Consider the following 25,425-nt stretch of genomic DNA (forward strand, 5'->3'; position numbering starts at 1 on the left):
TAGCTTAAGAAAGAAAATCTGAGATTCTCGGTAATCCTGTCTGGGATCCTTTACCTCCGGAAACCCTTGATGACACTTCATTTCCAAACTTCACACATTCCTCGATAGAATTTCCATGGCAAAGTGCTATGGCAAACCCTGAGGTGAATGCATCTCCCATTCCCATCTTGTAAACTGTCTCGTCTTTATCGTTCCTGTAATATTTCATCTCTGTTCCATCAAAATAAATGGTAGAATTGGTATCGTCTCTTACAAATACTTTGTTGAAATATTTTTTAAGAACATCTTCTCTCTTCTCTTCCCCAAAAATAGTATACAGCTCGCTGCTTTTGGCCACAATGAAGTCTACCTGCTCTAAAATCTCTTCGCTCACCCTCATTGCAGGAGAAGCATATAATCCTACTTTTTTACCATATTTCTTGGCTTTTCTGACGGTATATTCTACAACTGCCATAGACACTTCAAGCTGTACAAGTATAAGATCTGCGGTGTGAAAATATTTATCCGCCTCGTCAATATGGTCGTTATTGAGGTATTTATTGGCTGCCGGAACTACAACAATAGCTGCATTTCCGTCGGAGGTGGTTACATAAGCTGTTCCTGTTGATTCTTTATCTGTCTCATGAACAAAGCCTACGTTTACATTTTCACTTACCAGATTCCTCATGATCTGCTGCCCAAGAGGATCCATCCCCACACATCCTATAAAATAAACGCTTGCCCCTAGTCTGGCAGTTCCTACCGCCTGATTAGCTCCTTTTCCTCCAAAATAGCTGTCTGAATTAACAGCTAAAACCGTTTCATTGGGTAAAGGAAGTTTTTCAGTTTCCAGGACCAGGTCTATTGATGAACTACCTACAACGATAATTCGGGGTTGTTCTGATGAGAAATTCATTGTGTTTTATATTGGCATTAAAGTTTAATATTTCTAAAAAATAGCAGATCAAAAATAACTATTTTTAATTAACTTATTTCAATAAATTCAGTAATTATCTTTACCGGTAACTGATCCTTGTCATAAGCAATATAACTGGCATAAAAACCTTCTCCGTATCCTGTCTCAAATGCAAATATAGTTCCGGGATGATCTTTTGCCGGCTTCAGAAAAGCGTACTGATCTATAGCTCCGTTTTCATCAAAGAAATAATCATGGAAAAATTCTTCATAGATTCCCATGAAATCTCCTCCTTTATTCTGATAGAGTTTTTGTTCCAGCACATTGAGACTGTTCTGCGTATCCACATCCATGAAACATCCCATACCGCTTTCTACCGGATATCCAAAGACTTCCCCTTCTGCCAGCTCCTTCAGATTTTGTCCCGACGTAGTTGCCAGCTTCCAGTCTTTTATTTCAGCATGACTGAATATAATTTCGGCATAGGCCACGCAATTACTTTCTCTTTCCTTATGCAGCATTACAGAAAAGTCTCCTTTGGGAAATTCTGTAGTAAAAGGAAGCATATCATTGGTGATCAGCGGATCACAGGCTACCAGTTTTCCACTGGAAAGATAGATTTTTCCTACTTCAAAACTTTCCAGTAACGGGTTTTCCACAAAATCCCTTGAGAATAGTTTTTTTATGTTTTCTATATGTTTCATTTTATTTATTCTTTAAACCATCAGGCTGGATACAAGTATTCATCTGTATCCAGCCTGAGATTATGACAAAATTAATAATTGTCTATGTTTTTATTACAAACTTTTCAGCTTCTCTTCCAGGATCGCAATCTTGTCAAGAGCATCTTTTTGCTTTTTATGCTCCACTTCCACAATTTCAGGTTTTGCATTAGCAACAAACTTTTCATTGGAAAGTTTTTTATCTACTGAAATTAAAAATCCTTTCAGATATTTCAGTTCTTCTTCAGTTTTGGCTTTTTCTTCCCCTAAATCTAAGTTTTCACTTAAAGGAATAGAAACTTCGGTAGCTCCCACCAGGAATGTAAAGCTTGGTTTATCTGTTTTCTGTCCGAAATGTATTTCAGAAACATTCGCCAGCTTTCTTACGATCGCCTCATTGGCAAATTCAGAAGCATTGGTATAAACTTCTACTGCTTCTCTTGGTGAAATTCCTTTGGTCTGACGGTAGTTTCTAACGCCTGAAATCAATTCTGCAGTGATTTCAAAGTTTTTAATGATCTCTTCATTAAAGTTGTCTGCATTCTTCTGCTGAGCGATCACAAGTGCTTCATCAATACTTCTTTCCGAAATCAATTGCCAGATCTCTTCAGACTGGAAAGGCATAAACGGATGAAGCAGTTTCATCAGCTCTTCAAAGAAATATACTGTTTTGTCATATACTTCCTTAGAAATACCTTCTCCGTAATTAGGCTTGATTGCCTCAAGATACCAACCACAGAAATCATCCCAGATCAATTTATAGATCAGGTGCAATGCATCAGAGATTCTGAATTTCTCAAACTGATCATTGATTTCAACAATTGTTTTATTCAATTTATTTTCAAACCATTCGATTGCCTGGTTATCTGTAGCAGCAGCCGGCTTATCTTCGTGGTTCCACATATTGATCAGGCGGAATGCGCTCCAGATTTTCGTCATGAAGTTTCTTCCCTGAAGCATTAAATCTTCGTCAAAAAGAAGGTCATTTCCAGCCGCAGAGCTTAATAAGATCCCTACACGTACTCCATCTGCCCCATATTTTTCCATCAATTCGATCGGATCCGGAGAGTTTCCTAATGATTTTGACATCTTTCTTCTCTGCTTATCTCTTACGATCCCTGTAAAGTAAACGTTTTTGAACGGAACTTCTTTTTTGTATTCCAATCCGGACATGATCATTCTCGCTACCCAGAAGAAAATAATATCCGGTGCCGTAACAAGGTCTGAAGTAGGATAGTAATAGTTGATATCTTTATTATCAGGATCCAAAAGTCCTTCAAATACAGACATTGGCCATAGCCATGCGGAGAACCAGGTGTCTAATGTATCCTGATCCTGTCTAAGGCTTTCTGTCGTCAATTCATTGTTTCCTGTCTTCTGCTTTGCCAGTTCCAGAGCTTCTTCAGCAGTTTCTGCCACTACGAAATCTTCATCTCCGGTTCCATAATAGAATGCAGGTATCTGCTGCCCCCACCACAACTGGCGTGAAATATTCCAGTCACGGATGTTTTCCATCCAGTGCTTATAGGTATTTTTAAATTTCTCAGGATAGAATTTCACCTCATCATCCATTACTACGTCCAGAGCAGGCTTAGCCAGTTCAGACATTTTCAGGAACCACTGTACTGAAATCTTAGGTTCGATCACAGCTCCTGTTCTTTCAGAAGTTCCTACTTTATTTACATAGTCTTCTGCTTTTAGCAAAAGATCTTTTTCCTCTAATTCTTTAGCGATCTGCTTTCTTACCTCAAATCTGTTTTTTCCGGCATAGTGAAGACCGTGCTCGTTCAGATTTCCGTCATCATCTAAAGCATCGATCATTTTCAGCTGATGCTTCTGTCCGATTTCGTAGTCATTGATATCGTGTGCCGGGGTAATTTTTAATGCTCCCGTTCCAAATTCAATATCCACATATTCGTCTTCAATGATAGGAACTACCCTGTTTACAATCGGAACGATTACGTTCTTCCCTTTCAGGTGTGCATATCTTTCATCATTAGGATTGATACATACCGCAGTATCCCCGAAAATGGTTTCAGGACGTGTAGTAGCAACCGAAAGGAATTCTTCTGAACCTTCAATTTTATATTTAAGGAAATACAATTTCCCGTTTTGTTCTTTGAATATTACCTCTTCGTCTGAGATATTGGTTTTTGCTTCAGGATCCCAGTTGACCATTCTGTATCCTCTGTAGATCATCCCTTTATTATAAAGATCAACGAAACTGATGATCACCTGCTTGGAAAGGTTATCTTCCATCGTGAAGCGGGTTCTGTCCCAGTCGCATGAACATCCCAGCTTTTTTAGCTGCTCAAGGATAGTTCCTCCGTATTTGTGAGTCCAGTCCCAGGCATGTTTTAAGAACTCCTCACGGGTAATATCTGACTTATTGATCCCTTCAGACTTCAGTTTAGCAACAACTTTAGCTTCGGTAGCAATGGAAGCGTGATCTGTTCCCGGAATCCAACAGGCATTAAACCCCCTCATTCTTGCACGACGGACCAGAACATCCTGAATGGTATTATTCAACATATGCCCCATGTGTAAGATCCCCGTTACGTTTGGCGGAGGAATTACCACAGTATATGGTGGTTTATCATTCGGCTCTGAATGGAAATACTTGTTTTCTAACCAGTATTTGTACCATTTCTGTTCTGTTTCCTGTGGATTATATTTTTCTGAAATCTGCATAAATTCTATTTCTTTGGCTTACAATTTGCAAAAATAGTCTAAAGAAAAAAATTTTTAAGCATGAATTAAAATAATTTTTAACTTTGTTTCACAAAATTTATCTAACAAACATATTAACATTCAAGAATATGAAGAAATTAATCGCAGGAATTGCATTATTCGGAACATTTGCCCTGGCATCTGCACAAACTATTACGTTTGATAAAACTACTTTTGATTACGGTACAATCAAGCCAAACGCTGATGGTACAAGATTCTTTACAGTAACTAACTCAGGTGACAAACCTTTGATCCTTTCTAATGTAAAACCTTCTTGTGGATGTACGACTCCTGAATTTAGCCAGGATCCGATCATGCCAGGAAAATCTGCTAAAATCAAAGTAGGATACAACACAGCGATTGCAGGACCATTCAACAAAATGATTGAGGTTTTCTCTAACGACCCTGCCAATAACAGAAGCGTAATCTATATCAAAGGTAATGTAGATGCTAATGCGCCTGAAAAAGTATTGACTCCTGCAGAGCAAAAAGAAGCTGCTAAAGCTGAGAAAAAAGCTGCAAAACTAGCTAAAAAGGCTGCTGCAAAGTAATCTTTACTCAAAAAAATAAAAAAACCGTCTCCTTCGAGACGGTTTTTTTATTATATTTATGTTAGGTATTAAGATGAATGAGGGAAATACTGCCTGCTGATTTTTAAGCTTGGGTTAAAGCCAATATTCAATTTTACCACAACATAATCTATAATCTAAAAAATATATGGACACCAATTTCTCAGACGATTTTCAGATCAACGGAAAATTCTCCATCAAGAAATCATCTACTGCTTATAATGGAAAACTTACTAAAGAAGAAGGAGTACAATTATTAATTAAGGAAAAAGAAAAGCTTCGTGAACTTCAGGAAAAGCTGTATGCTGACGGAACCCAATCTCTGCTCGTTGTACTTCAGGCGATGGATGCTGCCGGAAAAGACAGTCTGATAGAACACGTTTTTGGAGGGGTAAACCCACAGGGATGTAATGTTACAAGTTTTAAAACACCTAGTTCTAAAGAATACTCCCATGATTTCCTGTGGAGACATTATCTTGCGCTGCCTCAGAAAGGGATGATCGGAATTTTCAACCGTTCCCATTATGAGAGTGTTCTGGTATGCAAAGTACATCCGGAATATAATTTAAGCGAAAAAACATGGTCTTCTGTAAAAGATTTTGATGATAAATTCTGGGAAAACCGCTATGAGAGCATCCGTAATTTCGAAAAACACCTTTCTGACAACGGAACTACCATTATCAAGATCTTTTTGAATGTGTCTAAGGATGAACAGAAGAAGAGACTTCTGGACAGAATCAATGAACAGGAGAAAAACTGGAAGTTTTCTGCAGGAGATCTTCCGGAAAGGGCTTTATTTGGTCAGTATATGACGGCTTATGAAACCGCCATTAACGAAACTTCAAAAGATCACGCTCCATGGTATGTACTTCCTGCCGACAATAAGTGGTTTGCCAGACTTGCCGCGATTCAGATCATCATTGAAACACTGGAAAAAATGGATCTTAAATACCCCACTCTTTCAGAAAAAGAAAAACAAAGCCTCGTTGATGCCAAGAACAGCCTTGAAAATGAATAATACAAAAATCCTCAGACCATTGATCTGAGGATTTCTATTTTATCTGACGCTTGCTTCTGCAGGTCTTCTGACAGTAAAAAAATCACGAGAAAATCTATAAGCCGGATTCTGTACTTCCGAAGAAGTGCCTGTTATTTATCTACGCTTTACATTGCTGCAAAACTTGAGCTGATTACCCCTCGGTTTTCAGGACGAGCCGCCCCTATTTCCATTACTGAAAAGAACCGATATACTTACCATTGCACCGCAAAGAGTTTACCTGGTTTCACTACAGCCGAACTGTACCTGCTTTCTGTTGCACTTGTCCTACCCTCACGGGTGACGGATGTTATCCGCTTTGCTGCTCTATGGTGTCCGGACTTTCCTACCTCCCGTAAAACGGGAAATCAACAGGCCGATTTTCTCGCAGGTGCAAAGATACATAAATTTTACGGTAAAATATAAGGTTGGGAGCCGGCAGCCAGAAGCCGGAAGTTATTTGCGGGAATACCATCTGTAATAACAGCCTTACAATCTGATCAGAATTATCTTTCATGATTTGCTCTTATTCTTCTTCTCCAATTAGCACTTTATTATTATCTTCGTGCCATTATATATCTATGAATTCCAGAGAAAAAGAATTTGCACAGCTTATCAAGGATAATCAGGGCCTGATTATTAAGGTATCCCGTCTGTACACAAATTCTCTGGAGGATGAAGAGGATCTTTTCCAGGAAATTGTGTTGCAACTCTGGAGAAGTTACGATTCATTCAAAGGAAACTCTAAAATTTCCACATGGATGTACCGTGTAGCACTCAATACAGCCATTACTCTTTTTAGAAAAAAAAGCAAAAGTCTGCCAACGAACGAACTGGATATCAACCACAAGGATTTTGTGGAAGATGATGATGAAAAGCAGCAGCAGATATCGCTTTTGTATACTGTAATCAAGACTCTTCCTAATATAGAAAGAGCCATTGTCATGATGTATCTTGACGATCTGCCTTACAAGGATATTGCAGAAAACCTCGGAATCACCGAAGTTAATGCACGTGTAAAAATGAACAGATTAAAGAAAACCCTTAAAGAACAGATGGAAAAATATGCCTGAATTTGATTTAGATAGCTTTAAAAAAACATGGCAGGAACAGCCTGTCCAGCCTAAATATGACAACCGTGAGATTCTTCAGATGTTGAATAGAAAGTCACGCAATTATGTGAAATATATTTTCTGGATCAGTGTTGTAGAATTCTTGTTCTTCTCTGTTTTAGGCCTGTTCTACTTCTTTCAGGAAGAAGAATCAGACAGTTTCCGTAAGGTGCTGGAAAGACTGGGTGCCCAGGAAGCTCCGGAAGTGGAAAATAATTTCGGACATGCTTATCTGGCTATAAAAATCATGAGCTTATTGATTACGGCTTATTTCGTCCTGAAATTTTATCAGAATTACCGCAGGATCAAAATTGAGGAAAACCTTAAAGGGCTTATCACCCGGATTATCAAATTCAAAAAAACCGTCAACGCATTTATCCTGATCAGCATTGTATTGCTGCTTACCTTTACTTTTGTGCTGATTTCTTTTATATTTTACACATTAAGTTCTCAGAATATACAGCCTACCAATGCCAACCTTACGATCATTATTGCAGGAATTACCATCAGTACACTGCTTGCAGTATCTATGATCTGGGTTTATTACAGACTGGTATACGGAAGCATTATTAAAAAGCTTGATAAAAACCTTAAACAGCTTAAAGAAATAGATTCTCAGGAAAATTAACATCCATAGGCTATAGTTCGGGATATTATTGTTAATTTTATTTCGCCAAATCTTTTTACTATGCCTTTATCATACGTTTATGGGACCTCTGAGGTTCCATTATTAGGACAGACTATTGGTGGAAACCTTAAAAGTACTGTCGAAAAATACCCCCATCAGGAAGCGCTTGTCTGCGTTCACCAGGACTACAGAGCTACTTATCAGGAATTTTACAATCAGACCACTGCAGTTGCCAAAGCCCTAATTTTTTTAGGAGCAAAAGCCGGTGACAGAATCGGAATTTGGGCCTCCAACCGTTATGAATGGGTACTGCTGCAATATGCCACCGCCAGAATAGGAACGATCCTGGTCAACATCAACCCGGCCTACAGAACCCATGAATTGACCTATGTACTCAATCAGTCTGAAGTACGCTTCATTTTTTCTGCTTTAAGCTTTAAAACAAGTAATTACAAGGAAATGGTAGAATATGCTAAAGAAGTATGTCCTACACTTGAACATGAGATTTTCTTTGATGACAACTGGGAAGACTTTGTCAATAACGGACAGGATATTTCGGATGAAGTTTTACACAGCTTCGAGGAACATGTACAGTTTGACGATCCGGTAAACATCCAATATACTTCCGGCACAACCGGATTTCCAAAGGGAGTGACACTCTCCCATCATAATATCCTGAACAACGGCTATTTTATTGGGATCAGGTTAAAATATACAGAGAAAGACCGTGTCTGTATCCCCGTTCCTTTTTACCACTGTTTTGGAATGGTCATCGGCAATATGTGCTGTACCGCTCACGGAGCCTGTATGGTAATTCCCAATGACAGCTTTGATCCGGAAATAACTTTAAAAGCAGTTTCTGATGAAAAATGTACTTCATTGTACGGCGTACCTACGATGTTCATTGCGGAGCTGGCTGTAAAAGATTTCGATCAATATGATTTTTCAAGCTTAAGAACAGGAGTAATGGCAGGCTCAGTATGCCCTCCTGAAATTATGAAGAAAGTAGAAAGCCTGATGAACATTAAGGAAATGAGCATCTGCTATGGAATGACAGAAACGTCTCCCGTATCTACACAGACGCTGATCGGAACTCCACTGGAAAAGCAGGTCAGCACCGTAGGAACCGTTCAGGATCATCTGGAAATAAAGATCGTGGATGAAAACGGAAGAATCCTTAAACGTGGGGAACATGGGGAACTCTGTACCAGAGGATATTCCGTCATGCTGAAATACTGGAATGACCATGAAAACACCAAAAAGGTATTGGATGACGCACGTTGGATGCATACCGGGGATATGGCCGTAATGGATAAAGACGGGTATATTACCATTTCGGGAAGAATCAAGGACCTTATTATACGGGGTGGAGAAAATATATCCCCAAAAGAAATTGAAGACTTTTTATATACGTATACCAACATTCTGGATGTTCAGATCATCGGTGTTCCCAGTGAGAAATTTGGGGAGGAGGTTATGGCCTGGGTAAAAGTGAGAAAAGGATTTACAATCACCGAAGAAGAACTCCAGGAATACTGTAAAGGAAGAATTGCCCACTATAAGGTCCCGAAATACTGGAAGTTTGTGGATGAATTCCCAATGACCATTTCCGGAAAAATAAGGAAGGTGGAAATGAGGGAAATTTCGATGAAGGAACTGGGGTTGGAAAGCAGAGCTTAACTCACAAGAAAATTTAAACTGAAAGATTAACCACAAAGTCACAAAAGTTTTTTAACACTTAAGTTATTTGAAGTGACAAGCTTTGCGTATAGAAGTACACGTAAGTCTTGAAAATCTCTGATTTTCTTGGATGCTAGCATAAGATTATAGCCGATTACTCTTGTGGAGGAAAGGATGGAAGATTAACCGCAAAGTCACAAAAGTTTTTTAACACTTAAGTTATTTGAAGTGACAAGCTTTGCGTATAGAAGTACACCTAAGTCTTGAAAATCTCTGATTTTTGTGATACTGCAAATATTTCCTCCTCTGGAGGGAGGCAAATTGAAAATCTGACAGGGTGGTTTTCACAACCTATCATAAAAACAAAAAAGCATTTCAGATGAAATGCTTTTTTATGTTTTAAAGTTCTTTTCTTAACCTTGCTACAGGAATATTGAGCTGCTCCCGATATTTTGCAATCGTCCGTCTCGCAATATTATAGCCCTGTTCTTTTAAGATCACTACCAGAGCGTCATCCGTTAGTGGCTTTCTCTTGTTCTCTTTACTGATAACCTCCTGAAGATGGGTTTTAATCTCTTTCGTAGAAACTTCTTCCCCGTCATCGTTGGTCAGGCTGTCTGAGAACAGGTCTTTAAGGTAGACGATACCATTAGGAGTATCGGCATATTTACTTTTTACCACCCTTGAGATCGTAGAGATATCAAAACCTGTAATATCAGCAACATCTTTCAGAATCATCGGCTTCAGAGACTTTTCATCCCCTGTAATGAAATAATCCTTCTGGAATTTCACAATAGCGGTAATCGTCTGCAACAGGGTATTCTGGCGCTGGTTGATGGCATCAATATACCACTTTGCGGCATCCAGTTTCTGTTTGATGAATAATGCTGCCTGTTTATGCTCTGATGAATTTTTATCGTGAGAATAGGTAGACAGAATATCTTTGTATTCCTCAGAAACTCTTAATGTGGGAGCATTTTTGCTGTTAAGCATAGGAATTACCTGGCCATCTTTTACCTGAATCACAAAATCCGGAATAATCTCCTGGTTGATGGTGATCGTCTGGGTATCAAAATTCCCTCCTACTTTAGGAGAAAGCTTGGAAATTTCATCCAACGCATCTTTCAGATCATCTTCTTCAATATCATACTTCTGAATGATCTTATTATAGTGCTTGTTTGTCAAGGCATCAAACTGATGTCTTAAAATATTTGCGGCTAAAGAAACCGCTTTATCTGAACTGACCTTCTTTTCGATCTGCAGCAGCAGGCATTCCTGAAGGCCTCTTGCTCCTACTCCCGGCGGATCAAGCTTCTGAATATAGTTTTCAAGGATATCTTCTACTTTTTCTTTGGTGGTATACACGCCCTGGGAGAAAGCAAGATCATCCACGATAGATTTAATCTCTCTTCTTAAATATCCATCCGTATCCAGATTCCCGATAAGGTATTCTGCAATTTTCAGGTCCTCTTCATTGATGTTTACCAGATGAATCTGTTCCATCAGATAATCGTACAATGACTGTCCTTCCGTCAGAAGGCTCTCATTATCAAATTCTTCATCATCCGGAGAATAGTTGCTGGATGCGGTTTTATAGCTTGGTTCGTCGTCATAAAGATATTCATTGACGTCAAAATCTGTTTCAATGCTTTCCGTACCCTCATCCTGATAAGCGTCTTCCAAAGAAGAATATTCATCCTCCTTAGAATCCTCTTTCGCAATTTCCAAAGCAGGGTTTTCCTCTAACTCTCGCTCCAACTCCTCTTCAAATTCAAGAGTATGAAGCTGAATAAGCTTCATCAACTGGATCTGCTGAGGGGCCAGCTTCTGCCCTAATTTGAGTTGTAAGTGTTGTTTAAGCATATTCTTATTTGCGTTTTAACATAACATATTCTACGAATTTAATAAATTTATTTGATAAAAAATACATTTAGCATGATTTTTGCATTATACATCCTAACATAATAAACTATTAAGAAATAAAAAAAGCCTTAACTTTTGATTAAGGCTTTTTTTATTGTTCTAGAATTCAGCGCTTTTCGGCGTTCTAGGGAAAGGAATTACGTCTCTGATATTCGTCATTCCCGTTACGAAAAGAACAAGTCTTTCCAGTCCTAAACCGAAACCTGCATGCGGTACAGAACCGAATTTTCTGGTATCAAGGTACCACCAAAGCTCGTGCTCATCTACATGCATATCTGCCATTTTCTGTTTTAATACGTCTAATCTTGCTTCTCTTTCTGATCCGCCGATGATCTCACCGATTCCCGGGAACAGAACATCCATAGCTGCAACGGTTTTGTTGTCATCGTTCAGTTTCATATAGAACGCTTTGATCTCTTTCGGGTAATCAAATAATACTACCGGGCTTTCAAAATGTTTTTCCACAAGATATCTTTCGTGCTCAGACTGAAGATCAGTTCCCCATTCTTCTACCGGATACGCAAACTTACCTTTTTTGTTCTCTTTAGAGTTCAATAAGATTTCGATAGCTTCTGTATAGCTTACACGTTTGAAACGTTTAGCCACTACGTTCTGAAGTTTTTCTATCAGTCCTTCTTTTGCTCTTTCTTTTTCAGGTTTTGTCTTTTGCTCTTCTGCAAAACGTTTGTCTAAGAAGTCAAGATCGTCTTTACAGTTATCCAATACATACTGAATCACATATTTTAAGAAATCTTCCGCAAGGTCGATGTTATCTTCAAGGTTGTTGAATGCCACTTCCGGCTCAATCATCCAGAATTCTGCAAGGTGTCTCGTTGTGTTTGAGTTCTCAGCACGGAATGTAGGTCCGAAAGTATAGATTCTTCCCAATCCCATTGCTGCAGTTTCTCCCTCCAGCTGACCTGAAACGGTAAGGTTCGTTTTTCTTCCGAAGAAATCCTGTGAAAAATCAATCTCTCCTTCTTCAGTTCTCGGCATGTTGTTCAGGTCAAAGTTTGTAACTCCGAACATTTCTCCTGCTCCTTCTGCATCTGCACCGGTAATCACAGGTGTGTTGATATAGAAGAACTGGTTTTGGTTGAAGAATGAGTGTACAGCAAAGCTCACAGCATGACGCACTCTGAACACCGCTCCGAAGAGGTTGGTTCTGAATCTTAAGTGTGCCTGCTCACGAAGTTTCTCCAGGCTGTGTTTCTTAGGCTGAAGAATTGTGTTCTGAAGTTCTTCTGTGAAGTTATCTCCTAAAATAATGATCTTTTTAGCGATAATTTCCACAGATTGTCCTGCTCCCTGGCTTTCCACTACTTCTCCTACCACTTTCAGGGAAGAAGCCGTACTGATATTCTTGATGATTGCTTCGTCAAAATTTTCGAAATCAACAACTATCTGCAAATTATTAATCGTAGAACCATCATTAAGCGCAATAAAGCGATTAGCACGGAAGGATCTTACCCATCCGTAAACTGTAATGTCATGATGTAATACTTTCTTGTAATCCTTCAGGATTTCTTTGATCGTTTGCTTTTTCATTTGTTGATGATAAATTTTTTATATAAAAATTAATGTCTGCAAAGTTACAAAAAAACAGCGCAACTTCATGGTTACGCTGTCTTTAAAAATCATTTATCAAGTATTAAAACTTTCAGTTCAAGAAAACCCAGTCTTCTTCCGTGTGTCTTTTTCATTTTTTAAGTTTCATATGCCCCCCAATATGACCTTGAACTTTGATAAAATCTGCATTGATCTGAACTAAAAACTGATCCATCTTTATCACGTGAAGGATAATGAATATCCTGAGTTTTTATGGTTTAGTTTTATAATGTATAGAAAATGGTTATTAGTTTTAAATGATAAGATTCTCTGTTTTATTTTTAGTTCATCTTAACCATTGCGGATCTTCTCAAGGTATATTGTTTTTAATTACTTCATAAATTCTTTTTTAAATGATCACTAATCTCTACGTTCCTAACTTTACTGTTTCACTCCCTCATCTCTGAGTTTCTCAAATTCATTTTTTTTGTATTTACATTTTGTTCTGTGGAAGCGCAAAATATAAAAGAGTTGTGTTTTTACCTCTGGAGCAAAGATGCTATAAAGAAGAATGATCATGCAAGCAAATACTCTATAGATTCATAAATTTATATAACTAAAATCATGAATCTATAGAATTTAAAATACTGAATATCAATAAAATAAACCTAAATTGATTTCATATTTTCAATTTCCTTCAGGTAGACGGAAAGGGGCGTTCCGGTTCTCTTTTTGAACGCTAAAGTGAAAGCCTGTTCATTATTATACCCTAATTCTTCGGCAATAAAAGGGAGCTTGTAGGATCTGAATTTCCTGTCATTGACCAGTCTGTTGATGGCATAGTCAATTCTGAGATCATTAAGATAAGTGGCAAAATTTTTCCCTTTGTAGGTATTGATAATTTCCGACAGGTATCTGGAATTGGTCTTGATTTTTTTTGCCAGACTGCCCAGTGTAATTCCTTTATTTAAAAACTGCTCTTTGCTTTCAAAGATTTCAAGTTCTTTTAAAATGGTCTGAACGACATCTTCAGAAATTATCTTAGCAGGTTTGTCTCCTGTATTTTCTACCGGGAGATCCTGTGATACTGATTCATGTCGTAATTCATCTTCCCGGGCCACCTTATCTTCATTGACAGACTGAATTAAGTCCTGCGCAATTTTTTTGTATTTCTTTTCCGTTCTTTTATACTTAAAATATACATTGATAAAAAGCAGATGAGAAATCAGCAGACAACTGAGAACGATATAAAAAAGATTTTTCCTGCTTTGAAGTTCGGCAATAATCGATTCTTTTTCCTGCTGCAGATTCAAAGCATCATACCGCCTTGGCACTTCCCTGGAGATATATCTGAACTGAGTATCCAGCACATGATCTGCCTCTAAAAACCGTTCAACATAATACAGCTGTTTTTCCTTGTCATTATTTTCTTTATAATAACGGATAAGATAAGTATAGACTTCCTTCAGCTCAGGAAAAACAGAACCCGTTTTCTGAACCAGAGAATCGAGTTTGGAAAAATATCCTATTGCTTTCTCCTTATCCTGCAAACCTGCATAGGATCTTCCTAAGTTTAAAAGTGTATAATTCTGAGCTCTTTTGCTGTACTCCTTTGTTTTGAAAAAAAAGTTTTCGCAGGGAGCCAGGTTGTGAATAGCGTCGTTGTATTTTTTCTGTTTTACATAATAGTACCCAAGCAATCCCATATTCTGATAACGGCCATAATGATTTTTGTTTTTTTCAGAGGTCTTTAACCCTTCCTGAATCAATATATAGGCAGAATCCATTTTATTGATCTCTATATAAGTGTCTGCCAGGTTTAATTTAAGAAGTTGACGCTCTTCCGGATTCATATAGTCCGCATTATAAGCGTAATACCTGAGTGTCTTTGCTGTTTCGGCATGTTTTCCAATATAATTATTCAGATAAGCGATACTTATGTTGGCCATAGCGATCTGCCTTTTATTCTTTTTCTCTTTGGCATATTTCAGACCCAGTATATAATTATTCAAAGCTGCCTGGGGATTGTCTGACCGGTAATAAAGGTTTCCTCTTAACAGATAGGTCCTGGCAGGATAATAATCTTCTTCAGAATTTTTTGTAATGGATTGTAAACTGTCAAGATATTGTAAAGCTACCGGTAAAGGTTTGTCAAAGTGCAGCATGACATATGCTTCGGCAATCCGGGTATTATTTTTCTCAGATTTGGCTTTTTTAAGGTAATATTCTGCGATTTTTTTACTTCCTGCATCACCGATCCCGGAGTTATAGACCCTCTCCTCCATTTCCTGATAGGTCATTTTCTCCAGAGGGTGGTCATCAACTTTATTCATCTGTGCATAGAGCACATTACAAACAGTCAACAACAGTATCAAAAATTTTATTTTCATCGTGGGTCCTAGCTATATTACAAAAATATTATTTTAATCAGTACCTCACCAGCCTTTTAACTTTTCCATTCATATAAAAGTGGTAATTTCATACAAAGAATCTGCAGATTCCAGACCGTGATCCTTTGCATCACCTCCACTCTACTTTGCCTTCCATATAATAGACTTTACCATTATTTTCGTAAAGAAGATCATATCCCTGATCTGTCAGATAGAAATGGCAGACTTTTACTTCCCCGCCCCGGTCTTTAAACGTAAGGACTGCAGGACATAATTTTGCTTCATTCATCTTTACCACGATCAGATCATAATCTTTAAGGATATTCTTTTTGCTGTACATAGAAAGCATCCGGTCATTGATCAGCCGTATATACTTGAGAGATGAAAGGGGATATGTAATCAGTGCCCATGGCTTTCCGGCTGCTCTGGCTGCATTTTCATTATAAAAATTAGTGATGGCGATACTGTCTTTGGTGATATTCTTTACGATATTTGTTTCATATCTTTTTCCATCAGTAAATTCCATGCTGTAGATGGCTTCCATTCTTACAGCAAAACCTTTTTTAGCAGCTTTTAAGTCTTTAAGATCTATAAATTGTTTTCCTTTTTTAATGACAATCAAAACATTTCCTTCACCATAATCACAGTCATAATATTGTTGATACGCAATAGAATCGTCAATAGCTGCATTCAGACTGTCATTTTTAGCCTGTTGTGAAAAAAGCCATGTTGGCAGCATCAGTAAGAGTGATATCAATTGATAATTTTTCATGATTCAATTATTTTAAGTTATAGGTGGTTTCTTTTTTATCAGAAAATAAATTCTGATCATTTGCTAAGTTTCCTGAGATATTGATAATGGGAAAGAACAGCGTTCACAATACTTTTTTCATGATACGGAAAGTTATTTCTTACCGCAGCTTTCTTTATTGCCGGGGTAATAATGGTGTATACCGTATGAGGCAAGCCCGGGAAAAGATGATGGGCCGCATGGGAGTTGAATCCTCCGAAAATCCAGTTGGCAAGCCTGCTCGTGGGATGATAATCCAGCGATACGGCTAACTGATGTTCATAATAATCATAAGGGAGATAGCCATTTTCATCAGCTTTTGGAAAATCAGTCTCCAGACTTAAATGAGAAATGATCAGCGTCAGTACAAAAAACAGGGAAATAGTGAGATGCATCACCAGGAAGGCCATTAGAATCGTCAGTACCGGAATATCAGTAAGAATTACAGGCAGGATCAACATGTATGTGAAATACGCTAATTTCAAAATGACAACCTCTGCAACAGACATCCAGGAATGGCTTTGATTTCTGAGATTCGCCAGTTCTTTTTTTCTCACATAAATAAAATCTTTTATCAAAATCCAATGAAGGGTGTAAAAACAATACAGTACCGTAGCATAAAGGTGTTGATAGCTATGCATTTTCCTTTTAACCTGACTGGCAGACAGCCTGATAAAAATATTATCATCAATATCTGCATCACAACCGTCTACATTGGGAAAAACATGATGAGAAGCAATATGTCTCTTTTTCCACAGCCTTGCATTCACTCCCTGCAGGTTGAAAGTGATATAATAGATGATCCGGTTAATTTTTTTATATTTTGAAAATGTATTGTGTACACAGTCATGGGAGCAATTAAATGCCAGTAATATGCCTGTAAGCCCCAGCAGTATATAATTCAGTATGACGGCCCAACCTTTATTTTCCATATAAGGATTAAAGAAAATATTGGCATACAGAACCAGGAAAGCAAGAGAATAGGATACAAACTTCAGGATCAATAATCTACCGGCTTTTCTAATAACGTCATCAGTCAGTAATATATTTACCTCTTCACGCAACTCCGAATAAAAGGGAGAAACGGCTTTTTTGAATTTAATTTTGGATTTCACGATGCTTCTTTTTAAATTTTAAAAACGGTATTCATTCCAAACCACAGATGATTGTAAAAGGATTTTTCATAATGCTTTTTTATGCATCTGTCTTTTAAAGTTCCAGTTGATCAGCGGTAATTTTCTTTTCCCGTTCTCATTCCACATTCCGATCTGTATTCCTCTGAAATCATTGCACCTGTTGTACAAGCCGATCTGAATTCCCCGGCATTTCATACCTACATTGGCCAATGGCGCTACAGAAACGCCTTTCATCTCGTGATGCAGATTAAAGAAGGGGGAAACAGAAACTCCGTTGATTACGGCATACGTGCTGATATTACTGGAGACATTGACCTCCAGGCCATTCGTTACTGTAGGCTCCATATTGATCAGTGACAACTGCAATCCGTTGATCTTATTCATTTTTTCTCTGGGAATAATAATGTAATCATCATCAAGACTCCAGTCACCAATAGATGGTAATCCGAAAAACAGCAACGGCGGAAGAAAAATGCCCAGAAAACTGAACCCCATTCCTATCCCGTTTACTTTTTTAGGCTTAAAATGGTCTTCTTCATCATAATACTTAAAAAGAACTCCGTTGATATTTCTGACATTCTTTGAAGGAGAAACGGCAATAAACCCAGGCTTTAAAGAATCAACTCTTAATGTGTCTGATGCATACACCAGGCTACCGGATAGAAGAACTGCTATTAATAAGATTCGTGCTTTCATAACTCATTATTTTAAAATTATATTTCAAAATTATCAGCAGAAACCGCAGTTCCGAATGTGAAAAAAAATTAAAAAAAATATTCCGTTTGTGAAAATCGCAAAAGCCAGAACGGGGAAGTTGAAGAAAGGGGCTAAAGTCTACTCTTCACAACCTTCATTACTCCTCTTCTTCCAGCTTCCATCTTCCATCTTTTTAATCATTCCTTGTAAAACTCCTTCTCAAAAAACACTACATTTGTGAAAATCACAAAACTATGCACCAGGAAACTTTACTGAAGGAAATCCGGAGAAAAATCGGTGAAAGGTCCTTAAATGATGAGATCGCCAACATCCTTAATATCAGTTATGATGCAGCCCACAGAAGAACTTCCCTGAAAGCCAGATTCAGCTTTGAAGAAGCTCTGGAACTGGCAAAATATTATCAGATTTCGCTGGATCAGTTTCTCGGAACAGAAAATCAGCTGGTTGTGAAAAGAACGCAGCCTGTAAAAACCACTGAAGATCTTTTAAATTATTTTGAAAACTCATTAAAGATTTTAAATGTTTTCCAGGACATTACGCATTCTAAAGTATTTTATTCTGCGAAAGACATTCCTTTTTTCTATACCATTTCAGATTCAATCCTCTCCCGTTTTAAATTTTACGTCTGGATGAATTTACTGAATCAGGATAAGTTTCTGAGCCCGTTCCATGATTTTAAAATGGAATATCATTCTGTAAAAAATGAAATGCTGAAAGACCTGTACGACAAGCAGAATGTAACGGAAATATGGAATGACACCACCATCATGAGCGCTCTGAGACAGATTTCTTTTTATTATGAAATGGGACTGGTCAGGAAAAATGATACAGATCTGATCCTTGATGACCTGAGAAAATTACTGGAAGGGCTGGAAAGCAAAACCCTGGAAAAAACTAATTTTCAGATCTATGTGAATGATCTGGTCATTTTAAACAATAGTATTTTATTTAAAAATGATCAGCAGTGCTCCTTTTTTGTTCCTTTCAGCATGTTCGGGTATATGATGACCAATGATAAACTGACGTGTGAAGATTCCCTGAGCTATTTTGAACATCAGATCAAAAACTCAAGATCGCTGAACGAATCCGGAAACAGGGAAAGGAAAGTGTTTTTTAATAAAATGTATGAACAGATTGAACGTTTAAAACAGCATTTATCATGAACAGTCTCCGTAACGGCGAATATTTTGGTGAAACCAATCAAATAATCAATTTTGAAGGATTGACCATCACAGATACTGAATACACCCACCCTTATGTGGACTGGCACTATCACGAAAATGCTTATTTTACATTTCTTCTTCAGGGTAATATGACAGAAGGAAACAAAAGGGAAACATACGGATGCTCAGCAGGAACATTATTGTATCATCATTGGGAAGATCCGCACTATAATATTAAACCGGATGTTTTTACCAGAGGCTTCCATATAGAAATCACTCAAAATTGGTTTGAACGGTTTGATATTCAGAAAAACAAAGTTGAAGGAAGTTTCAATATAAAAAATCCGGCCTTCAAATTACTGGTACATCAGATTTTTAAGGAAACGAAAACCAATGACAGTTCTTTCGAAATGGCTGTCAATCAGTTATTATTACATCTTTTCAGTCAATTAACCCGTGAAAGGGAAATCAAAGATAAAAAACCTCTGTGGGTAAACCAGATTCATGAGATCTTATATGAAAACATTGCTGAAACCCTGAACCTGACAGAACTTTCCAAAATACTGAATATTCATCCTGTTCACCTGAGCAGGGATTTCCATAAATATTTCCATTGCAATTTGGGAGAATATTTCCGGAAATTAAAGGTTACCCAATCAATGGAACTTCTCCATTCGTCTTCTTCATTAACGGATATTGCGCTGGAATGTGGTTTTGCAGATCAAAGTCATTTTATCCGGTGCTTCAAAGAAAATATCGGAATTACCCCATTGAAATACAGGAATCTCCTGAAAAACCGCTGAAATATTTCCGAATACAGTCATCATTCACGATTTGGATACATCATTCCCCGATTCGGCTACATTTTCCCTGCTGTAAGTTTTCATCTTTGTACCATCATTTAAACAAAAAAATATTTAAAAATGGAAACAAAAAAAGTATGGTTCGTGACAGGAGCTTCAAAAGGCTTAGGATTCGAATTGGTGAAAAAATTATTATCCGAAGGATTTCAGGTGGCTGCCACCAGCCGTACCGTTGAGTCCCTCATTTCTTCTATTGGAGAAACTTCAGAAAATTTCCTTCCGCTTGGTGCCAACATTACAGATAACAATGATATCAAATCTGCGATTGACAAAACCGTGGAACATTTTGGAAAAATTGATGTGGTTGTCAACAATGCCGGTTATGGACAGATCGGAACACTGGAGGAACTTACCGATGAAGAAGCAAGGGAAAATTATGCGGTGAATGTTTTCGGAACCTTAAATGTGATCAGAAATGCCATGCCTTATCTGCGTGAGCAAAGATCAGGAAACATCTTCAATATCTCTTCTGTCGGTGGATATTCTGCTAATTTTCCGGGTTGGGGAATTTACTGCTCAACAAAATTTGCCGTTGCCGGATTTACGGAAGCATTGGCCGAAGAAGTAAAGGATTTCGGAATTCATGCCACAGTTGTTTATCCTGGATATTTCCGTACAGATTTCTTACAAAAAGATTCTGTGAAAACGCCTTCAAATCCTATTCAGGCCTATGAAGCCGCAAGGAATTCTGAGCAGGCTCACCTTAATGAAATCAATGGGAATCAGCCTAATGATCCGGTGAAAGCTGCTGATGTCCTGATCCAGATCAGCAAAGAGAAAAATCCTCCTGTTCATTTATTATTGGGGGTAGGAACGATCGAATTTCTCAACAATAAAATTGATATTTTAAAGAAAGATGCTGAAAAATGGGAAAGCCTCACCGTTTCAACAGCGATCTGATGATATCATAATATCCCTCAGCTTTATTCAAAATGAAGCCGAGGGATTTCTTATACTATATAATACAAAAACAATTAACTTAGCGATTATGAAACAGCCAGTGCGTTTTAATTCTATTGCCGATTTTCATGCTTTCTGTGGTCTTTCCCATCCTGATCATCCCCTGATCAGTCTTATAGATTACAGCAAAGTAAATTATATTGTGGAGGATGAAGAATTGAAATGGATCCAGAATTTTTATTCGATCGGGTTGAAGAAAAACGTCTATCCCAAATTCAACTATGGGCAGCAGCAATATGATTTTGATTCAGGAGTATTGTGCTTTGTGTCGCCGCAGCAGTTTTTAAGTCTGGAAATAAAACAGGGGATCCAGGTACAGCCCACAGGATTTTTGTTATTGATTCACCCTGACTTTCTTTGGAACACATCATTAACCAAAAAAATAAAATCTTACGACTTCTTCAGCTACCAGGTAAAAGAAGCTCTTTTCCTCTCAGATAAAGAAGAGAAAATCATTGTTGAAATTCTGAAAAATATTGAACGGGAATATCTGTCAAACATTGATAAATTCACACAGGAACTGATTATTGCACAGATCGAATTATTGCTGATTTATTCTGACCGCTTTTATGAGCGCCAGTTTTTTACCCGGAAAAAATCAAGTCATGAACTGCTTCATAAATTTGAAGAGATCCTTACCGGATATTTTGAAAACGGAAGCCTTATGGAAAATGGCATTCCCACTGTAAAATGTATAGCCGAACAGATGAATATTTCCCCCAATTACCTGGGGACCCTGCTTCGTCTCCATACCCGGCAAAATACACAGCAGCATATTCAGAATAAATTAATTGATTCTGCAAAAGAACGTCTGAGCACTACAAGTTTATCCGTGAGCGAAATTGCCTATGAACTCGGTTTTGAACATCCGCAGTCTTTCAGTAAGCTGTTTAAACAAAAAACAAGTCAGTCTCCGGGAGAATTTAGAAAACGGTTCAATTAGGATACCCCAGTGATTTTCAAACAGTAATGTTAATCTCATTCTATTTTTCTGCAAAGAAGTTTATTATTTTTGTTTAGATACTTCTTGTCATGAAACCCGTTCTATTATCGATCTTTATTTTGACCTTTTATCTCTGTCCCGGGCAGGATCATAATATACTGACACCGGAAAAAAACGAATACCAGATCCGGAAAAAACATCCGGGAAAAATAATTTTTCTCAGCAAAAAGCTTTCTCCTGAAAACATAAAGGAATCAGATATTCTTACTTCAACGCTGTTGCAGGAGGATCAGGATCTGGACATCCATGCTTTTTTTGACAATTCTCTGGTCAATTACCTTCACCAGATTGATCCGGTTATAAATGCAGATGAATTGCTTAAAAACGGGAATTATCAATTTTCATTTTACGTTGATAAAAAACTGATCTATCAGGAAAATATACATCCGGGAGCCGGTACTCCGGAAAATAAAAAATTCAAAACTACGCTTAGAATTCCTCTTATCAGCAGCAGTAATGAAGATTCCTGGGGAAGATATCTGTGGAAGCGTTTTTATCTGGGACATGACGGAATTGATGCCCTGTCTAACGGAAAGCATATGCTGACAATAGAAATCCGGCCTTACCTGAAAACACCGGATGTAAAGACCGGCCCCGTAATGGCAGAAGGAGAAATCACTCTTACCATTCCCCAAAAGAATATTTCTGAGCAGCAGATTGCCATTCAGCCTGTTCAACCCAACAGTGGATGGATAAGCTCCACCGATAATTTTGATACCGGAACAATCAGAAATTTAAATAAAAAGATTGCTGAAAACAGATTCAGAAATATTACCGGTATTGCTGTTATCAAAAACGGAAAGCTGCTTCTGGAAGAATATTTCAATGGCTCCGGAAGAGATTCTTTACAGGATACACGGTCTGTAGGAAAGTCTTTTTCTTCAGCTTTAACAGGTATTGCAATACAGGAAGGCTTCTTAAAAAGTGAAGAGCAGAGCCTGAGAGAGTTTTATGATCTGAAAGCATTTAAAAATTATTCCTCTAAGAAAGGAAATGTCACCATCAAAAGTTTATTGACCATGAGTTCCGGGTTTGATGGAAATGACGACAATTATGAATCTCCGGGAAATGAAGAAAATATGTACCCTACAGATAACTGGGTGAAGTTTACCCTGGATCTGCCCATGACAGAAAATGCTATGGGGGAAACTTGGAGCTATTTCACCGCAGGAGTTGTGGTAAGCGGTGATATTCTGGACAAAGCGGTTCCCGGCGGTCTGAAAAGTTATGCTGATCGGAAATTATTTCAGCCTCTTGGTATTACAGATTATCAATGGCAGCTGACTCCTCAGAAAAAGCCTTCACTGGCAGGAGGATTAAGGATGAAAGTTTTGGATTTTGCCAGATTCGGACAGCTTTATAAAAATAACGGGGTCTGGAATGGGAAAACTATATTGGATAAAGTCTGGATCAAGAAATCTTTTACCAATTATTTTGCTGATCATAAGGACTTTGAAGGTTATGGTTATTTATTCTGGAGAAAAGTGTATAAGGCCGGGAATAGAAATTTTGAGGCTTACCAGTGCAGCGGAAATGGAGGAAACAAAATCATTGTATTTACAGAAATCCCTGTTGTCATAGTGATTACCGCAACGGCATACAATCAGCCTTATGCCCATTCACAGGCAGACAAAATTGTACAGGAATATCTCTTACCCGCTTTGAAAATGGGTAATGAGTAATCGGTAATAAAGTAATAGTAATGTAGAAAAGTGAGAAAGAATAGCTTATTGCTTGTTGCAAAACTATTCGTCTTTTTTGGATGGAACCAGAAAAACATCAATAAGTCCTTCAGGAAGTTCCATTTTGATCGTTCTTTCTTCTCTGTCAACGTCAAGAATCCAGTCTTTGATCATAGGAATCACCACTTCTTTTCCATCCAGATTGGTAATGAAATATACCTGTGCCGTCTGATCGTTTACAGATCTGATTACTCCACAGTTGTTACCATCCTGGTCAAAAATCTCAAATCCGATGATTTCGTGGTAATAGAATTGTTTGCCTGTAAGTTTTGGAAGAGAGGCCAACGGAAGGTAAACACTTTTACCTAAAGTCTGGTCTACCATAGCCTCAGAAGAATTTTTGAAGGCAAGGTTCAGAGCATCTAATTTGCTCCATGATGATTTTTCAATAAAAAATGGAACCAATAATCCGTTGATTTCAACGAATATTGATTCCAATTTATTGTAAAGCTCGGGTTGGTCGGTATCCAGTTTAAGGATCACGTTACCCGCAAGTCCGTGTCTGCGTGTGATTTTCCCTAAAAAATAGCAATCTTCTTTACGCATAACAGGGGTTTGTTCTTAAGCTTCAGTGTTTTCTTCAGTTTCAGCAGCAGGAGCTTCTCCTTCTGTAGCTTCAGCAACTTCCTCAGCAGGTGCATTTGCAGCTTCTTCAGCAGCTTTAGCATCAGCTTCAGCTTGTGCAGCAGCAGCGATTCTAGCTTCGTTTACTTTTACTTCAGCTTCTAAAGCAGCTTTCTTAGCATCAGCTTTAGCAGTAGCTAAACCATCTACTTTACCTTGTACTTTAGACTCTTTAGCCTCTACCCAAGCGTTGAATCTCTTCTCAGCTTCAGCTTCGTCAAAAGCACCTTTAGCTACACCACCTTGTAAGTGTTTTTTGTAAAGGGCACCTTTGTAAGAAAGGATAGCTCTAGCAGTATCAGTAGGCTGAGCACCGTTGTTTAACCACTGTACAGCAGAATCAACGTTCAATTCGATAGTTGCCGGGTTAGTAATTGGGTTGTAAGTTCCTAGTTTTTCGATGAATCTACCATCTCTTCTAGCTCTAGAATCTGCAACCACGATGTGGAAAAAAGGCTTTCCTTTTTTACCGTGTCTTTGTAATCTGATTTTTACTGACATAATGTTTGAATTTTACGGGAACTCGTCCCAGTTAAATATTTAAGAGTGCAAAGATAAAATAAATTTTTCAATTAGATGTTTTGAAATCAATATATTTTCTTATTTTTTTAAGTAAGCAAGATAAATGGTAGAAGCGTTGAGATAACTACAGAAATAAAAACAGCCAGAAACACAATAAGATTATCCCTTGTTTTTCCTGTTATTCCATAAATAACAAAATAGTTTATAATATAGACCGGCATCAGCAAAAAGAATGAAAACCGGCCGGTAATTTGGATAATAGCTTTTAGAAAAAGAAGTCCGGTAACAGAAGCTATTATGGCACCTAAAATGCTTTTATAAATTGTTTTTTTATCTATTGTATTATTCTCTTTTATTTTTGAAAACTGTTCATATTTTTCAAGAATAAAAATCTTCAACTCACCACTTTCCATGATTTCTGAAGAAATATTTTCAAGAATAAGGTTTATATTCTCTCCCTTATTTACCCTATTGTGAACTTCAAACGAAATCCTGCCTTTTTCTTTAATTAAAACTTTCCTATGCTCGGCTTTCTTTACAAATTCATTATAATTAAATTTCTGATTGATCGCTTCACGCATTTCATCATTGATTTTGCCTGTATGATCAATCATATAAAGATAAGCAACCTGCAAATCTTCTTCATTATAATTTCTGTATATGTTGTTCATA

22 protein-coding genes and 1 other RNA gene are annotated in these 25,425 nt (G+C 37.7%); 10 read left to right on the forward strand and 13 right to left on the reverse strand.

Annotated features, from left to right (window positions below):
* Positions 1–4: 4 nt before the first annotated feature.
* The 3 genes from BBI00_RS12110 to BBI00_RS12120 all read right to left on the reverse strand — a co-directional run bounded on the left by BBI00_RS12110 (position 5) and on the right by BBI00_RS12120 (position 4,308).
* On the reverse strand, positions 5–895 hold the full coding sequence (locus BBI00_RS12110) for a ribokinase (protein WP_065399010.1): 891 nt from the start codon (positions 893–895) through the stop codon (positions 5–7).
* A gap of 68 nt (positions 896–963) precedes the next feature.
* Complete coding sequence (locus tag BBI00_RS12115; protein WP_065399011.1) at positions 964–1,599, reverse strand: DUF4241 domain-containing protein; 636 nt, start codon at positions 1,597–1,599, stop codon at positions 964–966.
* A 93-nt stretch (positions 1,600–1,692) separates the two neighbouring features.
* A complete protein-coding gene (locus BBI00_RS12120) occupies positions 1,693–4,308 on the reverse strand; it encodes a valine--tRNA ligase (protein WP_065399012.1) in 2,616 nt (871 codons plus the stop codon).
* A 128-nt stretch (positions 4,309–4,436) separates the two neighbouring features.
* Between BBI00_RS12120 and BBI00_RS12125 the strand changes: the two genes are divergently transcribed.
* On the forward strand, positions 4,437–4,898 hold the full coding sequence (locus BBI00_RS12125) for a DUF1573 domain-containing protein (RefSeq protein WP_065399013.1): 462 nt from the start codon (positions 4,437–4,439) through the stop codon (positions 4,896–4,898).
* Positions 4,899–5,064: 166 nt separating this feature from the next.
* The gene (locus BBI00_RS12130; protein WP_065399014.1) at positions 5,065–5,934 is read left to right on the forward strand and encodes a polyphosphate kinase 2 family protein; all 870 of its coding nucleotides are present in this window, start codon (positions 5,065–5,067) and stop codon (positions 5,932–5,934) included.
* A gap of 81 nt (positions 5,935–6,015) precedes the next feature.
* Here the strand turns inward: BBI00_RS12130 and rnpB are convergent.
* An RNA gene (rnpB, locus tag BBI00_RS12135) (RNase P RNA component class A) lies at positions 6,016–6,340 on the reverse strand.
* Between the two features lie 193 nt (positions 6,341–6,533).
* Here rnpB and BBI00_RS12140 point away from each other — a divergent pair.
* From BBI00_RS12140 to BBI00_RS12150, 3 genes are read left to right on the forward strand one after another with little or no spacing between them, the layout of a single operon-like run.
* A complete protein-coding gene (locus tag BBI00_RS12140) occupies positions 6,534–7,025 on the forward strand; it encodes an RNA polymerase sigma factor (protein ID WP_027374652.1) in 492 nt (163 codons plus the stop codon).
* On the forward strand, positions 7,018–7,692 hold the full coding sequence (locus BBI00_RS12145; protein WP_065399015.1) for an MFS transporter: 675 nt from the start codon (positions 7,018–7,020) through the stop codon (positions 7,690–7,692). The genes BBI00_RS12140 and BBI00_RS12145 overlap by 8 nt, the downstream gene beginning before the upstream one ends.
* Before the next feature lie 60 nt (positions 7,693–7,752).
* Positions 7,753–9,372 carry an AMP-binding protein gene (locus BBI00_RS12150; RefSeq protein WP_065399016.1) on the forward strand — a complete coding sequence of 540 codons (1,620 nt, stop codon included), beginning with the start codon at positions 7,753–7,755 and terminating at the stop codon, positions 9,370–9,372.
* A gap of 399 nt (positions 9,373–9,771) precedes the next feature.
* Here the strand turns inward: BBI00_RS12150 and rpoN are convergent, their stop codons facing one another.
* The 6 genes from rpoN to BBI00_RS12180 form a co-directional block, all read right to left on the reverse strand.
* Positions 9,772–11,235 (reverse strand): RNA polymerase factor sigma-54, encoded by a 1,464-nt coding sequence (rpoN, locus tag BBI00_RS12155; RefSeq protein ID WP_065399017.1) that lies wholly within the window; start codon positions 11,233–11,235, stop codon positions 9,772–9,774.
* Between the two features lie 159 nt (positions 11,236–11,394).
* Positions 11,395–12,843 (reverse strand): asparagine--tRNA ligase, encoded by a 1,449-nt coding sequence (asnS, locus tag BBI00_RS12160; RefSeq protein ID WP_065399018.1) that lies wholly within the window; start codon positions 12,841–12,843, stop codon positions 11,395–11,397.
* 668 nt (positions 12,844–13,511) lie between these two features.
* A complete protein-coding gene (locus BBI00_RS12165) occupies positions 13,512–15,176 on the reverse strand; it encodes an AraC family transcriptional regulator (RefSeq protein ID WP_065399019.1) in 1,665 nt (554 codons plus the stop codon).
* A 187-nt stretch (positions 15,177–15,363) separates the two neighbouring features.
* Positions 15,364–16,005, reverse strand: a complete 642-nt coding sequence (locus BBI00_RS12170) for a hypothetical protein (RefSeq protein ID WP_228394756.1) — start codon at positions 16,003–16,005, stop codon at positions 15,364–15,366.
* Between the two features lie 56 nt (positions 16,006–16,061).
* Complete coding sequence (locus tag BBI00_RS12175) at positions 16,062–17,138, reverse strand: fatty acid desaturase family protein (RefSeq protein ID WP_065399020.1); 1,077 nt, start codon at positions 17,136–17,138, stop codon at positions 16,062–16,064.
* Between the two features lie 66 nt (positions 17,139–17,204).
* A complete protein-coding gene (locus tag BBI00_RS12180) occupies positions 17,205–17,855 on the reverse strand; it encodes an LA_2272 family surface repeat-containing protein (RefSeq protein ID WP_065399021.1) in 651 nt (216 codons plus the stop codon).
* A gap of 254 nt (positions 17,856–18,109) precedes the next feature.
* Between BBI00_RS12180 and BBI00_RS12185 the strand changes: the two genes are divergently transcribed.
* From BBI00_RS12185 to BBI00_RS12205, 5 genes are all read left to right on the forward strand, one after another.
* A complete protein-coding gene (locus BBI00_RS12185; RefSeq protein WP_065399022.1) occupies positions 18,110–19,039 on the forward strand; it encodes a helix-turn-helix domain-containing protein in 930 nt (309 codons plus the stop codon).
* Positions 19,036–19,842, forward strand: a complete 807-nt coding sequence (locus BBI00_RS12190; RefSeq protein WP_065399023.1) for a helix-turn-helix domain-containing protein — start codon at positions 19,036–19,038, stop codon at positions 19,840–19,842. The genes BBI00_RS12185 and BBI00_RS12190 overlap by 4 nt, the downstream gene beginning before the upstream one ends.
* 120 nt (positions 19,843–19,962) lie before the next feature.
* A complete protein-coding gene (locus BBI00_RS12195; protein ID WP_065399024.1) occupies positions 19,963–20,802 on the forward strand; it encodes an SDR family NAD(P)-dependent oxidoreductase in 840 nt (279 codons plus the stop codon).
* Positions 20,803–20,890: 88 nt separating this feature from the next.
* On the forward strand, positions 20,891–21,805 hold the full coding sequence (locus BBI00_RS12200) for a helix-turn-helix domain-containing protein (RefSeq protein WP_065399025.1): 915 nt from the start codon (positions 20,891–20,893) through the stop codon (positions 21,803–21,805).
* Between the two features lie 89 nt (positions 21,806–21,894).
* Positions 21,895–23,547 (forward strand): serine hydrolase domain-containing protein, encoded by a 1,653-nt coding sequence (locus tag BBI00_RS12205; RefSeq protein WP_065399026.1) that lies wholly within the window; start codon positions 21,895–21,897, stop codon positions 23,545–23,547.
* A 63-nt stretch (positions 23,548–23,610) separates the two neighbouring features.
* On the opposite strand, the gene rimM is transcribed toward BBI00_RS12205, so the two are convergent.
* The 3 genes from rimM to BBI00_RS12220 all read right to left on the reverse strand — a co-directional run bounded on the left by rimM (position 23,611) and on the right by BBI00_RS12220 (position 25,424).
* Positions 23,611–24,153 (reverse strand): ribosome maturation factor RimM, encoded by a 543-nt coding sequence (gene rimM, locus BBI00_RS12210; RefSeq protein ID WP_065399027.1) that lies wholly within the window; start codon positions 24,151–24,153, stop codon positions 23,611–23,613.
* A gap of 15 nt (positions 24,154–24,168) precedes the next feature.
* On the reverse strand, positions 24,169–24,732 hold the full coding sequence (locus BBI00_RS12215; protein ID WP_065399028.1) for a 30S ribosomal protein S16: 564 nt from the start codon (positions 24,730–24,732) through the stop codon (positions 24,169–24,171).
* Positions 24,733–24,839: 107 nt separating this feature from the next.
* Positions 24,840–25,424, reverse strand: coding sequence for a hypothetical protein (locus tag BBI00_RS12220; RefSeq protein WP_065399029.1), 585 nt, complete (start codon positions 25,422–25,424; stop codon positions 24,840–24,842).
* Position 25,425 lies beyond the last annotated feature (1 nt).

Origin of the sequence: Chryseobacterium arthrosphaerae (assembly GCF_001684965.1) — a bacterium.
Classification (GTDB): Bacteria; Bacteroidota; Bacteroidia; order Flavobacteriales; family Weeksellaceae; genus Chryseobacterium; species Chryseobacterium arthrosphaerae.

Coding starts and splice junctions, on each gene's coding strand:
- BBI00_RS12110 (WP_065399010.1), bottom strand. CDS start 895: ATGAATTTCTCATCAGAACAACCCCGAATTATCGTTGTAGGTAGTTCA.
- asnS (WP_065399018.1), bottom strand. CDS start 12,843: ATGAAAAAGCAAACGATCAAAGAAATCCTGAAGGATTACAAGAAAGTA.
- BBI00_RS12190 (WP_065399023.1), top strand. CDS start 19,036: ATGAACAGTCTCCGTAACGGCGAATATTTTGGTGAAACCAATCAAATA.
- rpoN (WP_065399017.1), bottom strand. CDS start 11,235: ATGCTTAAACAACACTTACAACTCAAATTAGGGCAGAAGCTGGCCCCT.
- BBI00_RS12215 (WP_065399028.1), bottom strand. CDS start 24,732: ATGTCAGTAAAAATCAGATTACAAAGACACGGTAAAAAAGGAAAGCCT.
- BBI00_RS12200 (WP_065399025.1), top strand. CDS start 20,891: ATGAAACAGCCAGTGCGTTTTAATTCTATTGCCGATTTTCATGCTTTC.
- BBI00_RS12205 (WP_065399026.1), top strand. CDS start 21,895: ATGAAACCCGTTCTATTATCGATCTTTATTTTGACCTTTTATCTCTGT.
- BBI00_RS12145 (WP_065399015.1), top strand. CDS start 7,018: ATGCCTGAATTTGATTTAGATAGCTTTAAAAAAACATGGCAGGAACAG.
- BBI00_RS12195 (WP_065399024.1), top strand. CDS start 19,963: ATGGAAACAAAAAAAGTATGGTTCGTGACAGGAGCTTCAAAAGGCTTA.
- BBI00_RS12220 (WP_065399029.1), bottom strand. CDS start 25,424: ATGAACAACATATACAGAAATTATAATGAAGAAGATTTGCAGGTTGCT.
- BBI00_RS12185 (WP_065399022.1), top strand. CDS start 18,110: ATGCACCAGGAAACTTTACTGAAGGAAATCCGGAGAAAAATCGGTGAA.
- BBI00_RS12165 (WP_065399019.1), bottom strand. CDS start 15,176: ATGAATAAAGTTGATGACCACCCTCTGGAGAAAATGACCTATCAGGAA.
- BBI00_RS12130 (WP_065399014.1), top strand. CDS start 5,065: ATGGACACCAATTTCTCAGACGATTTTCAGATCAACGGAAAATTCTCC.
- BBI00_RS12170 (WP_228394756.1), bottom strand. CDS start 16,005: ATGAAAAATTATCAATTGATATCACTCTTACTGATGCTGCCAACATGG.
- BBI00_RS12120 (WP_065399012.1), bottom strand. CDS start 4,308: ATGCAGATTTCAGAAAAATATAATCCACAGGAAACAGAACAGAAATGG.
- rimM (WP_065399027.1), bottom strand. CDS start 24,153: ATGCGTAAAGAAGATTGCTATTTTTTAGGGAAAATCACACGCAGACAC.
- BBI00_RS12115 (WP_065399011.1), bottom strand. CDS start 1,599: ATGAAACATATAGAAAACATAAAAAAACTATTCTCAAGGGATTTTGTG.
- BBI00_RS12150 (WP_065399016.1), top strand. CDS start 7,753: ATGCCTTTATCATACGTTTATGGGACCTCTGAGGTTCCATTATTAGGA.
- BBI00_RS12140 (WP_027374652.1), top strand. CDS start 6,534: ATGAATTCCAGAGAAAAAGAATTTGCACAGCTTATCAAGGATAATCAG.
- BBI00_RS12125 (WP_065399013.1), top strand. CDS start 4,437: ATGAAGAAATTAATCGCAGGAATTGCATTATTCGGAACATTTGCCCTG.
- BBI00_RS12180 (WP_065399021.1), bottom strand. CDS start 17,855: ATGAAAGCACGAATCTTATTAATAGCAGTTCTTCTATCCGGTAGCCTG.